This window comes from Paenibacillus sp. EB106-06-01-XG199, from assembly GCF_058791575.1.
Genome location: NZ_JBYTDQ010000002.1, coordinates 372,507 through 384,165, shown reverse-complemented (window position 1 = coordinate 384,165; position 11,659 = coordinate 372,507). Strand labels below are relative to the sequence as shown.

13 protein-coding genes and 1 riboswitch are annotated in these 11,659 nt (G+C 45.9%); of the genes, 9 read left to right on the top strand and 4 right to left on the bottom strand.

What is annotated here, in order from left to right:
* Positions 1-16: 16 nt before the first annotated feature.
* The 4 genes from AC3WT9_RS07640 to AC3WT9_RS07625 all read left to right on the top strand — a co-directional run bounded on the left by AC3WT9_RS07640 (position 17) and on the right by AC3WT9_RS07625 (position 3,118).
* Complete coding sequence (locus AC3WT9_RS07640; RefSeq protein WP_341378387.1) at positions 17-283, top strand: hypothetical protein; 267 nt, start codon at positions 17-19, stop codon at positions 281-283.
* Positions 284-381: 98 nt separating this feature from the next.
* Positions 382-473: riboswitch (cyclic di-GMP riboswitch) on the top strand.
* Positions 474-523: 50 nt separating this feature from the next.
* Positions 524-1,579 carry a hypothetical protein gene (locus AC3WT9_RS07635; RefSeq protein WP_492407528.1) on the top strand — a complete coding sequence of 352 codons (1,056 nt, stop codon included), beginning with the start codon at positions 524-526 and terminating at the stop codon, positions 1,577-1,579.
* A gap of 136 nt (positions 1,580-1,715) precedes the next feature.
* Positions 1,716-2,075, top strand: a complete 360-nt coding sequence (locus tag AC3WT9_RS07630; RefSeq protein ID WP_038590982.1) for a hypothetical protein — start codon at positions 1,716-1,718, stop codon at positions 2,073-2,075.
* A gap of 44 nt (positions 2,076-2,119) precedes the next feature.
* Positions 2,120-3,118, top strand: a complete 999-nt coding sequence (locus tag AC3WT9_RS07625) for a ketoacyl-ACP synthase III (protein WP_341092640.1) — start codon at positions 2,120-2,122, stop codon at positions 3,116-3,118.
* 297 nt (positions 3,119-3,415) lie between these two features.
* Here AC3WT9_RS07625 and AC3WT9_RS07620 read toward each other — a convergent pair whose 3' ends face one another.
* From AC3WT9_RS07620 to AC3WT9_RS07610, 3 genes are all read right to left on the bottom strand, one after another.
* Positions 3,416-4,222 (bottom strand): alpha/beta fold hydrolase, encoded by an 807-nt coding sequence (locus AC3WT9_RS07620; RefSeq protein ID WP_341378390.1) that lies wholly within the window; start codon positions 4,220-4,222, stop codon positions 3,416-3,418.
* Between the two features lie 16 nt (positions 4,223-4,238).
* A complete protein-coding gene (locus AC3WT9_RS07615; protein WP_341092642.1) occupies positions 4,239-4,784 on the bottom strand; it encodes a PadR family transcriptional regulator in 546 nt (181 codons plus the stop codon).
* An 81-nt stretch (positions 4,785-4,865) separates the two neighbouring features.
* Positions 4,866-5,057, bottom strand: a complete 192-nt coding sequence (locus tag AC3WT9_RS07610) for a hypothetical protein (protein ID WP_341092643.1) — start codon at positions 5,055-5,057, stop codon at positions 4,866-4,868.
* A 187-nt stretch (positions 5,058-5,244) separates the two neighbouring features.
* Here AC3WT9_RS07610 and AC3WT9_RS07605 point away from each other — a divergent pair, with 187 nt between their 5' ends.
* A complete protein-coding gene (locus tag AC3WT9_RS07605; protein ID WP_341378392.1) occupies positions 5,245-6,096 on the top strand; it encodes an alpha/beta fold hydrolase in 852 nt (283 codons plus the stop codon).
* 303 nt (positions 6,097-6,399) lie between these two features.
* On the opposite strand, the gene AC3WT9_RS07600 is transcribed toward AC3WT9_RS07605, so the two are convergent.
* Positions 6,400-7,260 (bottom strand): alpha/beta fold hydrolase, encoded by an 861-nt coding sequence (locus AC3WT9_RS07600; RefSeq protein ID WP_341378393.1) that lies wholly within the window; start codon positions 7,258-7,260, stop codon positions 6,400-6,402.
* A 364-nt stretch (positions 7,261-7,624) separates the two neighbouring features.
* Between AC3WT9_RS07600 and AC3WT9_RS07595 the strand changes: the two genes are divergently transcribed.
* From AC3WT9_RS07595 to AC3WT9_RS07580, 4 genes are all read left to right on the top strand, one after another.
* Complete coding sequence (locus AC3WT9_RS07595; protein ID WP_341092649.1) at positions 7,625-7,987, top strand: BlaI/MecI/CopY family transcriptional regulator; 363 nt, start codon at positions 7,625-7,627, stop codon at positions 7,985-7,987.
* A gap of 2 nt (positions 7,988-7,989) precedes the next feature.
* Positions 7,990-10,050 carry a M56 family metallopeptidase gene (locus tag AC3WT9_RS07590; protein ID WP_341378394.1) on the top strand — a complete coding sequence of 687 codons (2,061 nt, stop codon included), beginning with the start codon at positions 7,990-7,992 and terminating at the stop codon, positions 10,048-10,050.
* A gap of 184 nt (positions 10,051-10,234) precedes the next feature.
* Complete coding sequence (locus AC3WT9_RS07585) at positions 10,235-11,038, top strand: MerR family transcriptional regulator (protein ID WP_341092652.1); 804 nt, start codon at positions 10,235-10,237, stop codon at positions 11,036-11,038.
* Complete coding sequence (locus AC3WT9_RS07580; protein WP_341092653.1) at positions 11,013-11,657, top strand: GNAT family N-acetyltransferase; 645 nt, start codon at positions 11,013-11,015, stop codon at positions 11,655-11,657. The genes AC3WT9_RS07585 and AC3WT9_RS07580 overlap by 26 nt, the downstream gene beginning before the upstream one ends.
* Positions 11,658-11,659 lie beyond the last annotated feature (2 nt).

Sequence of the window (11,659 nt, the reverse complement as noted above, 5' to 3'; positions counted from 1 at the left end):
GCAGGGGGAAGAGAGAATGAAACAAGACGAAGCAATCCGTCAGGTAGGCCTGGCCGTAAAGGGTGATCCGGCAGTCAGGGCGGTATTTCTGAAAGGCGCACATGCCAGAGGAGAGCAGGATGCTTACTCGGATGTTGATTTGTACTGTTTGGTCCACAGCGAGGGCTTGACAGATTTTTTAGCGCGCAGAATATCCCATATGGAGAGCTATAAACCACTGATATTCTGGTCAAACGGATCTATGCACTATCGTAGCCAAACAGATACAGCGAACAATATTTGAATGTGAGAAAAAAGGAGGATAATGACTGCTATTGTCGAATTATAAATTTAGATAGATAATAAATACCAAAATATGTTTGTGATTCGGAAGCGCCAGCTGATGAACAAAGGCAACTCCGCCGAAAGGCGGAAGACGCAAAGCCACCGGTCTAAACCGCTCACGAAAGCGGCATGACAGCGGGGACGCTCATGTAGTTTGGTTTTTTGTTGTCTAAATACAACAAAAGGAGAATAAAAAAACATGTTTTTGAAGATTCGCCACAAATTGAGGCCAGGCTTAACGTTTATTCTGGCTGCGGTCTTGGCTGCAGGCCCCCTGATTGCCACTCCGGTCCACGCAGCTGCGAAGTACACTTTTACGGATGTCAAAACTGCATATAACATGCCGCTTGACTACAACTACAAGTTCACAGGTGACACGATCGCTTCACTGGAGAAGGATAGCAAAGGGGCTTATCAGCTGTACTTACATAACTGGAAGAAGAAGACGACGGAGAAGGTCACTTCAACTAACACGTTCAAAACGAACTTGCAGCTCCTGGGAGACAGTGTTTATTATTATGAGTCCACAATTGAAGTGACTAAGCAAATTAATATCTACCCGAAGAAGCTGGTACAGTACAATTTGAAAACCAAAAAAACAAGCGAGCTTCCGCTGGAAGTGAATAATCCGGAATTACTCGGTGTGGGTGATAAATATTATGCACACAGCAGTAGCTCATATTTTTACTTCACTAACAAAACGACGCTGGAAACCCAGACCATTAATGATCTCGGTTTTGATCAGGTCTACCAGTTTGTAGATGACAAGTTCATCTATAGCAAATGGGACACCGGCACGTTGTATCTGTATGATCTGCCAAGTTCAAAAACAACTGAGATTTATAAGCTGAAAGAAAATGAATCCTTCAACCTCGTAGCTTCGAATGGTAAAGATATTGTCTGGATGATTGACTCCAAAGAAGTGGATACTGCCGGCAAGACCAAAAATTACTTCATTTATATGACGATGGACCGCAGTAAAGCCGGAGCCCCGGTAAAAGTATTGCTTAAACGTGAATGGGTTATTGGCGACCGGAATGATCTATTAATCGTGGGTGACAATTATGCGGTGTTCTCGGAAATGATGAACAATAAACTGTTAGCCCGCGGAGTGAACCTCCGAAACGGGGAACTCTTTTTGCTTGGGGAACGAAACCGCAGTGCGGACAATTTTGTGTATTTTAATAAAGACACTTTGATCTCACGCGACGCGAATGACTATATTGTGCTTCGTACAATAGTCAGAACACCATAAATAAATTTTTAGAAACTATCAAAAAAAAGTGCAATTTGATGATAGCAGTAAAGCGGTAAATCTTGGGTATTAACCTATTTCCAATGAATCCCGCAATCACAAATTGAAAAAAACAACTAGAGGAGTGCGTTAAAAAATGATCGCAGAAACTAAAATGTACCCGGAATTCAACACCATCTTCATCAGCTTACATGGATTTGCCGAATTGGCTGAAACGGTAAAAGAAGTGGAAATATTCGAGGCGTCCATGCCGACCTTGCCGATTCACGAGATGTCTCTGATTATTGACTGCAATGATATGGCGCCCTTCAAGCCGGAGATATTGCCGGTTCTGGAACGCTGCTATGTGCTGTATAACGGATTTAAACATGCGGTTCTGGTGAATCCGAAGAAAGTGGTAGCCAAATCTCAATTACAGAGAGTAGCTCCAAGCGCCGGATTTAAAGGACATTTTGTGGACACGGTGGAAGAGGCATGGGCAATCGTTAAATCCTAAATCCTAAATCGTATATCCTAAATCTAAGCAGAGGGTGGTCGACCATGGCTAATGTCAAAATAATAAGCACCGAAGTGTACCATCCTGCCTATAAGATCAGCAATGAGGAATTGGCTCTGCAGGCCGGATCTTCAGCGGACAAGCTTATCGGCATTTGGGAGTTCTTTGGCCGTAAGAATCGTTATTACGCGGCGGACTATGAAGAGAGCACGCTTTATATGGCTATTGAAGCATCCAAAAGGCTATTGAAGAGCTGCGGGCTCAGCGGAAGCGATTTGGATATGATCGTATTCTCCTCAGGAACACATGATTTCAGCGCTCCGACAGATGCTGCATTTGTGCATCAGGCGCTGGAGGGTAAAGATTCCTGCATTATCTATGACAGCAATGCCAACTGTGTAGGTATGGTTGTCGCTGCTGACCAAGCAGCCCGATCCATGATATCCACTCCCAGAGTTAGATACGCACTCATTGTAGGGTCGGAGCAGATTGCCCGTTTCTACAAAGAAGGTGACCTGGCGTCCAAGGGCCTGTGCGGAGATGCAGCCTGTGCGGTTCTGCTGGAGAGAGTGGAGGATACGGACTCCGGCCTGATAGATTCGGCGTACTACACCAATACGCAGAAGGCGGAGGATATGCAGTTCCCTGCCGGAGGCATGACACAAATGTACGGAGAACATCTGTCGCTTGAAGAGAAAAAAATCTATCTTCATCCGGAGTACAATGTCAATGTGGCTTTCCCGACAGCGGTATCCAATATTGAGCAGCTGCTTCAGGAACATGGCTATACTAAAAGTGATGTGAAGCACTATATCCTTAGTCAGTTAAACTTGAGCGTCATTAAAGATATCGCGGGCAAGCTGGACGAGGAGCTCGTTAAATTCCCTTACATTGGGGATATTTATGGCTACACAGGCACAAGCAGTCCATTTATCACCCTTCACCATGCGATTAAGGACGGTACGCTGGTCCCCGGCGACTTGTTCTTTATGTGGTCGGTAGGCGCGGGTATTACGAGTTGTGCTACCTTGTGGAGACTCTAACATCACTATTACAGTAATGGAACGCGATAGAAAAACAACGAAAGCCTGCGCTTTGCCGCAGGCTTTTTTGTGTGTTTTCGCCGGGGCGAGCCATCTATATAAGTTGAACTAAAGAACTACCTAGAGGCAAAAGCAGCGGAGGGGGATTTTGGAACTGGAGGAACGGTAGTGTCCGCCTTTGTCTTCGGATTTCTACCGCCAATAGCGGTTAAAATCAAGAAATCTGAAGACAACAGCGGCCGGAAGTCCAAACATTCACCGCAGTTGCGTTCTATGCCGGCTCGGTAAGTCTAAAGTTCAACTTATATGGTCTTTATTTAAGAATTCAAGAATCAACTCTATAAATTCAGCAGGCTGCTCAAGATGCGGATAATGGCCGCATTGACGCAGCTGGACGAGTTCTGAAGCTGGAATATTCTTATGTACGTAACTGCAGATCTGCTTATTGAAGGGTAAATCCAGCCCGGCTTCCATAACAAGTGTTGGATGACTGATTTCATTTAAGCGACTGTAGGCCGGAGGCATTAAAGGACGATGCAAATTAGGCTTACCTTGATAAAAGACTTCATTACTGACATAAAGCTCTTGGAATTGGGTGCGAAGCGTCTGATCTTGTGGAACGAGGTAGTGCCAGAAGCTGTTCTTCATAAAATGCTCTGCAGCCTTGCCGATTCCAACCCGGCGGACTCTCAGGAAATCCTTCATGCCCTCCCAGGACAGCCGCAAGGGATACTTGGCGCCGTTAACTGAAGGGGCAACAAGGATTAGCTTGCTGACACGATCCGGATAGGCCAGAGCGAAGTCAATCGCAGCACTTCCTCCAAAGGAAGAGGCGACAACACTGGCACGGGTAATCCCAAGATGATCCAGAACGGATTTCAGATCCTGATAATAGGAGAAGGGAGTGGTGATAGCTTCGCTTTGTCCATATCCTCTTTGATCATACCGGATCACCTGATAAGCTTGAGCCAGTCTTTCCACATGGAGATCCCACACCTTGAGGTTGGAGTAGCCGCCATGCAGCAGCACAAGCGGTTCACCTGTTCCTTGTACTTCGATGTTAAAGTTTACACCATGGATGTTATGCAGTTCACTCTGATTCACTTTTTTCACTCCCTCGTTAACGCTGTTGATTTAACCATTCAATTGATTCTTTGCACCACTGCAGTCTAGCTTCGGTTGACAGGATCCCATAGTTCAAGGTTAACATCCACATCGGTAAATCCTCCGGTGATTGCTTCTGTGTAATTAATGCACTTTGTTGTTCGCGGTAAACCTCCATGGCATTTGTGAGCTCACCCAGCTCATGCTCGAACAAATCTCTAATGACTTCTCTATCCTGAGGGGTTGCAAAAAAAACCTTCAGCAGCAATTCATCCCGGTAGTTTAGGGCGCCAATGGGGGCGGACAGCCATTCCCGGAAATGCTCCATGCCTTCAGGCGTAATCTGATACTTTTTCTGCCCGCGTGTTTGATTGGGTGTGCTGGCTTCCACCGCATATCCTTGGGCAACAAGCTGCTTCAAAGCAGGATAAATCTGCCCGTAGCTTTCACTCCAGAAATGATGAAGTGAGCCGCTGAAATGCTTCTTGATGTCATATCCGGAATAGACTCCTTTCGTTAAAACACCCAGAACTGCGAACATTGTATTTCCCGATTTGGCCATAACCCTCACTCCTGACTATAATGTATCTATTAGATATATCATACAGCGTTGATCTTATAATTTCAACCCTTACAAGCTATCTCATCGGCACAAAAAAACAGAGCAGCGGAGGGTATCTCCCTCGATACTCAGGCTACTGACCACGATTCCATTGTCAAAGAGAGTGCGTGCCACCCGTTCCTTTTCATTTAAATAATCGTACAGCTTGACCGTCTGATCCGGCATAACCTTGTAGTTACCGGTGTGCAGCTGCATTTCCAGAATACATAACACCGGGTTTCTCTTGGTGGCAACTGTTTTAACTGGAGATGGTATAATAATACAAGTGCGCATAAATGTGCGCCTACGATTTGGTATAGGGGGGAGCAGAGTGCTGGAACGCTCAATGGAAAATATCATGGGTTCAGGAAAGGAAAGGAGGGATGCGAAAAAAAACAAATGAAATGAGGATGATTTTGAGATGAACAGAGGACAAGTGATGAGCAATGACGGTGTAAAACTGAATTATTTTGTACAAGGAACCGGGCCAAAGATATTGGTTATAGGCAGCAGCGTCTATTATCCGCAACTCTTCTCGGCAGATTTATTTGCACAATTTCAGTTTATATTCCTTGATCATATAGGTTTTGCCAGTCCGTCTGCAGCCTTGAAGCCGGAGCAGTACCAGCTGGACCGGGTGCTGGATGACCTCGAGCTTGCAAGGCAGCAGCTTGGCCTGAGTGATGTGGTCATAATGGGGCATTCAGGGCATGCTTTTATGGCGCTGGCGTATGCCAGGAAATATCCGGAGCAGGTTCACAAAGTAATTCTGCTGAATTCAGCGCCAAGCAACAGCCGGGAAAGGCAAATTCAGAGCGCTGCATTTTTCAATGAGACTGCAAGTCTGGAGAGAAAGACGGGGTTCGAACAGGATTTGGCTCTGCTAGAAGGCGACATCCGACTAGACCCGGAACGCCGCTTCGTTCACATGTGTATTCGAATGGGTGCACAGAGCTTCTACTACTATTCCTTTGATGCAGCCTATATGTGGGAACAGGTACAAACGAATATGCCGGTTATGGATTATTTGTGGGGCGAGGTATTCGCCGGGATGAATCTGCTGCAGATGCTGAAGGATGTCAGAATGCCGGTTTTTATCGGGCTGGGAAGATATGATTATCTGGTTGGACCTGTTTCCTTATGGGATGCTATCGACGACGAGACATACCCACATGTGAAGAAGATAATCTTCGAGCACAGCGGACATAATCCGATGTTCGAACAACCGGAGCTGTTTAATCAAACATTGATACAGTGGATGACACAGGGGTAAGGTTTGTTTAGATACGCTATATGAGTTGAACTAAAGAACTACCAAGAGGCTAAAGCAATGGAGGGGAATTTTGGAACTGTAGGAGCGATAGCGACCGCCTTTGTCTCCGGATTTCAACCGCAAATGGCGGTATAAATCAAGAAATCTGGGGACAACAGCGGCCGGAAGTCCAAATATTCACCGCAGTTGCGTTCTATGCCGGCTCGGTAAAACTAAAGTTTAACTTATATAATCGTTTGAAAAAAGGATCAGAGAAGATCGCCGACGGCGGATATTCCTGATCCTCCTTACGATTCCGGTTGCTTAAAGCTGACCTAAAAATCCATCCATATAGGCATAAAACTCTTCCTTATTGCTGAGATGTACATTATGGTCGGGATGGGACATTTCATAGGCATGACCATTCGCTAGCAGGGACTGCATTTTGTTATAATCCTCGTCCGGTACGCCCTCACTGTTCTTAGCTCTAATCAGTAAAACGGGACACTTGATCTCCGGCAGCAGGTGATACCAATCTGCATTGTAATGAATGTTGGCAGCCATCGCCTGGGGACTGAACATCATCTGGTATCCATCGACGGTTTCGATCAGACTGTTCATGAAATATTGATAGCTAAGCTCCGATTCCATGGCCTGCCGGATATAATCCATCGCTTCGTTTAGGCTGGAGAAGGGCAGCGGCCAATCCTTGGTTACAGGCTCAACACATGGTAGCTGATCCAATGGCAGCTGGCTTGGCGTGGCAGGCCCGGCTGGGGATTTATCCAATATCGCTAAGGCTTGTATGTAATTTGGGTACATGGCTGTCAGATATCCGGCTACCCTCCCGCCCATAGAATGGCCTACCAGAATGATCGAATCGATCTTCAGATGATCCAATAGTTCAATAATGTCCCCGGCCATTTCTTCACCTGTATACTTGGATACAGGTTTGCTGCTTAGTCCGTGACCTCTTTGATCGGGGGCGATAATTCTGTACTGTTTGCCGTAATGCCGCATGAAATCAACCCACGTTTCTGCTCTGCCCCATCTGCCGTGGAGACAAAGAATGACCGGACCTTCCGTACGTGTATCCAGATAAAACATTTCCAGACTGTTCAGCTTAGCCAGCTTTCTGTAGATTTTTGGATGCTCCAGCTTTTCCTCTAAGATTGAATCCCGCATATTTAACCTCCAAGTGAATCTAATGTATTTGGATGAATTATACCATGTGAACTAAATAAAGGGAACGTATGTTTCCTTTATTCGTGTAATTACTCCCAGTAGGGTGTGCATGTGAACAGGAACTGTTCTTTGTTAACATAATGCTTAAACTCTCTGGAGGCCAGTCTTTGAATATGCTCCTGCAGCCAATCCTTGGCATCAGGCAGCCCTATCCAGAAATTCATGGTTTCAAGCTGTGCGGCTATAACTGTCCCAAATGCAGCGTGTGTTAAAAAGTGGAACTTATGGTAGACAAAGCGGTCTACAAGTTGTAAACTGTGACTACATTAGTCTACGGATTGTAGACCCAAAGGAGTTCTGCAGAATGGATAAAATCAGACTGACGGAGATGGAAACTAAATTTGCGGACCTCATCTGGAGCCATGAGCCAGTCCCGTCGGGCGACCTCGTGAAGCTGTGCGAATCTGAACTGAACTGGAAAAAATCGACGACCTATACGATGCTGAAACGTCTGGAGAGCAAAGGGATTTTTAAAAACAATGAGGGTGTGGTGGCAGCGCTCATCTCCAAAGATGATTTCTCTGCCCAGCAGAGCAAGCAGTTTGTAGAGGAGACCTTTCAGGGATCGTTGCCGAAGTTTCTGGCCGCATTTACGAGGAGCCGTAAGCTGAGCGACACCGAGATTGACGAGTTTCTTAAACTCATTCAAGATCATAAGGAGGAATAACGGTGGAATCGCTGTTTTCGCAACTATTGAGTATGAGCCTTACCGGCAGCTATGTCATCGTATTTGTGATTGTGGCCCGGCTGCTGCTTAGAAAAGTTCCCAAGATTTTCTCGTATGCCCTGTGGTCAGTGGTGTTGTTCCGGCTCGTATGCCCGTTCTCCTTCGAAAGTGTATTCAGTCTGATTCCTGCCAAAGCGCAGGAGATTCCGCTTCAGCGGATCGCCATACAGCCGCCCCAGATACCTAGCGGATTAGCCGGAGGCGGGCAAGCATTAAATAACCTGCTGGCTGAACCTGCCGCTGCATCTGTGGTGGATACAAGTACTGCTGCCGATACGAATATCTGGCTGCTTGTGGGCCAATATGTATGGCTGTTTGGGATTGTGGTGCTGCTCCTCTACAGCATTAGGGCAACGGTGCGGTTAGTTCGGAGCTTGAAGCCTGCACAGCAGATGAGCGGAAATATCTATGAGATGAAAGGACTCGCAACCCCATTTGTGTTCGGGGCAATCAGGCCCAAGATTTATCTTCCGGCAGAGCTTGGTGAACATGAGCGGGGGTATATTCTGAAACATGAACAGGTGCATATCAAAAGACTTGACCATCTGATCAAACCTTTAGCATTTGCTGTATTATGCATACATTGGTTTAATCCGCTGGTCTGGATAGCTTTTGTTCTAATGAGTGAGGATATGGAGCTGTCTTGTGATGAAAGTGTTATCCGGCAGTTAGGCAGCGGCATCAAAAAGGATTATTCCACTTCACTTTTAGCACTTTCGGCGGGCAGACGGTTCATAGGCGGTTCACCACTTGCCTTCGGTGAGAATAATACGAAAGGACGCATTCTCAACATCCTGAACTACAGGAAACCCGCGTTCTGGGTAGTGATCCTTGTTATTATTGCCATTGCTGCTGTCAGTGTGGGTCTTATGAGTAATCCGAGACAAACCACATTAACTGAACGGGATTATGCTGAACAGTTCATTCAAGAAGAAATTGCGGGTTTTACCAGCAATGAGGCGAATAAGTTCAAAATTGTAGACAGCAGCATCACGAAGTTTGAAAAGCTGGCAGAGTTTGATAATCTGATGCCTGCTTCTTTGCAAATCTGGCACCTGGAGTATCGCCTGAAGCCTGATGATCCGGCTAAAGTAAGTGGGGCATTTGATCTGAAAGACGGAATGCTTATCGAAGAGGGCAGCATGGGCGACCCGATAATGGTTTTTTCCTATGAACAGGATACTCCGAATTATTTGGGCTCATTCCGGAGCGCAGAATATGATTTAAGTACAATTGCCGGCCAAGAGACTGCACTTCGTATGTTCCTCGAAGGCAAACAGCTATTGCCTCATGAGACCTATAGCGGGAAGCATATTCTGGTCAAATTTCCACTGACACTGGGTGAGACCAGCCAACTGTTATTATCACAGCCCGCGAAAGCAGGAGATAAAGGAATTTGGGCCGTTGAGCGCTGGAAGGATACCCGTGGCAATGAGTACTATCATACGCCGCAAAGTGATCTCCCGCCCGCAGAATATTATGACCGTTTGCAGGCACAAGCGGATCAGGGGGAAGAGTCCTGGCTCCTTGATCCTCAGCAGGTGGCCATCCGGTATATCAAAACTTTTATCGGGCCAACGGTTGCCAAGGATAAGCTTGAGGTGATTTATAATGCAACAGCAGCAGAGTTTGCCGTCTCTCCGGAAAGCACTACTTTAGGTTATGTTCTGAACTTCAGCTTGGACAGTGAATCCTTTGATTTTGACAATGTTGAGTGGCTGACTGAGGCGGATTCTGCACGGTTTAAGGATTTGAACATTACGGAGGAAGATTTGCCGGGCGGATTTTATATTCTTAACAAATATACGTTTACAGACCCCATGAAAGTAACCGGTGAAACGAAGTATAGCCTCCTTGACCAGGAGAACTGGGGCTCTTATAAAGACGTAACTAAGCAGGAATTCATTGAATTTCTCAATCAATACTCTGATTATTCGCCCTTATGCAAAGTTAATTACAAGGACAACGTTGTTACCGGCATTTCGGAAGTCTATCTGCCATAATCTAATCTAAACCTTCAATATAAGATTCTAAAACAGACCGTCTTCCAGTTAGGGAGAGGGTCTGTTGCTGTTGATTGAGCATATAGCGCAGAGTTGGCTGAGATCTTTGCATGTTTCGGTTGACCTTAGGTCAGACCTAAGGTTTATAGTAGAGATATCCAAAAGAGACAAAGGAGCCTCGCATATGAGAGATACCCTTACGATTAGCCAATTATCACAATTAATGAACGTTTCTGTTCATCAGCTGCGTTATTTTGAAGAAAAGGGGGTGCTATACCCGGCATTTACGGAAGACAATCAATACCGGATGTATGGGATCGATGAGATTTATCAGCTATCCCATGTTTTGCTGCTGCGCAAACTGAATATTCCGGTTAGTCAGATCGAGCAATGTCTCACTTCATACTCCGGCAGTCAGTACAAGCAGGTTTTTGAACAGTCGCTGACCAAAGTTCAGGAAGAAATCAACAGATTGGTTAAGCTGGAACAATTCATTCACAAGGTATTGAAGGAACAGGCGGACATGGAGGGACGTGATCAGGAAGTTGTGATGGTTTCTTTGAGGCCCCGGTATTTGAGACACTGGCTGTCTCTTGATGAGCATCAAGTGCTTACTGCCGGAACATTGTATGAGCACCGTCCAGCTCCGCCGGATTTGTATGAACAGGATCTGCATTACTTAACAGATAGCGGAGTGATCAAGATATGTTATGAGACCATGGAACCAGCCGATTACGTGCTTGAAGAAGGTGACTATCTGCTGAAGAATTTTTCTGTGCATCGAGTGGAAGAGCTCGAACAAGAGGTTTTGCAGCTGGAGCAATATATACAAGAGCATGGGTATACTCGCCAAGGTCAAATTGTGGTGATCGAAAAGTCTTATTTGTCCATGTTCAGCAACGAGCAGCTGCATTATCAAATCCAAGCCAAAGTGGGCATATCGGAAAGGGAGACTGAAAACTATGCATCTACCCCAGTTTCAGATTGAGCCATTTCATGAGGATGATCATGAGCAGGTGTGCGAGCTGCTGGTTGACTCTTTTCGAAGCAAATTTCAAGCCCTTGTTCATTTGAGTGATCGAGAGATGACTGAATTATTAATGAAGCTTTGGACCTTTGACAGCAGAGATGTATCTGTTAAACAATTTGTTGCCCGAAAAGACGGGAAGATCGCCGGTGTGCTCTGTTTAAAATGGAAGCCTTCAGAACCCCGGAGTAATCCGCAGAGCCAAGTGAATATAATCCGGTTTATCCGACAGTATGGCCCTGTAAAGGTTCTGAAGCTGCTGACAGGACTGGGTGCGCTGGGCTATGCTCCGCATGAAACTGAATGCTACATTGAACATCTTGCTGTCAGTTCCAAGGAGCGGAATCAGGGGGCCGGACAACAACTGTTGAATTATGCAAAGAACATGGCTGTACAATCCCGGTGCAAAGTGCTTTCTCTGCATGTATCATGCAGCAATTCCCAAGCGATCCAGCTTTATCGCAAGCTGTCATTCGACATCAGGAGGACCCGTTACAATGTGCTCAGGCATCTAATCTTCCGGGAACCAGCCTGGCATCTAATGACCTGGGAAACGAGTGAAATAACATGCAGGGAGTGAAC

Coding starts and splice junctions, on each gene's coding strand:
- AC3WT9_RS07640 (WP_341378387.1), top strand. CDS start 17: ATGAAACAAGACGAAGCAATCCGTCAGGTAGGCCTGGCCGTAAAGGGT.
- AC3WT9_RS07635 (WP_492407528.1), top strand. CDS start 524: ATGTTTTTGAAGATTCGCCACAAATTGAGGCCAGGCTTAACGTTTATT.
- AC3WT9_RS07630 (WP_038590982.1), top strand. CDS start 1,716: ATGATCGCAGAAACTAAAATGTACCCGGAATTCAACACCATCTTCATC.
- AC3WT9_RS07625 (WP_341092640.1), top strand. CDS start 2,120: ATGGCTAATGTCAAAATAATAAGCACCGAAGTGTACCATCCTGCCTAT.
- AC3WT9_RS07615 (WP_341092642.1), bottom strand. CDS start 4,784: ATGGCCAAATCGGGAAATACAATGTTCGCAGTTCTGGGTGTTTTAACG.
- AC3WT9_RS07605 (WP_341378392.1), top strand. CDS start 5,245: ATGAACAGAGGACAAGTGATGAGCAATGACGGTGTAAAACTGAATTAT.
- AC3WT9_RS07600 (WP_341378393.1), bottom strand. CDS start 7,260: ATGCGGGATTCAATCTTAGAGGAAAAGCTGGAGCATCCAAAAATCTAC.
- AC3WT9_RS07595 (WP_341092649.1), top strand. CDS start 7,625: ATGGATAAAATCAGACTGACGGAGATGGAAACTAAATTTGCGGACCTC.
- AC3WT9_RS07585 (WP_341092652.1), top strand. CDS start 10,235: ATGAGAGATACCCTTACGATTAGCCAATTATCACAATTAATGAACGTT.
- AC3WT9_RS07580 (WP_341092653.1), top strand. CDS start 11,013: ATGCATCTACCCCAGTTTCAGATTGAGCCATTTCATGAGGATGATCAT.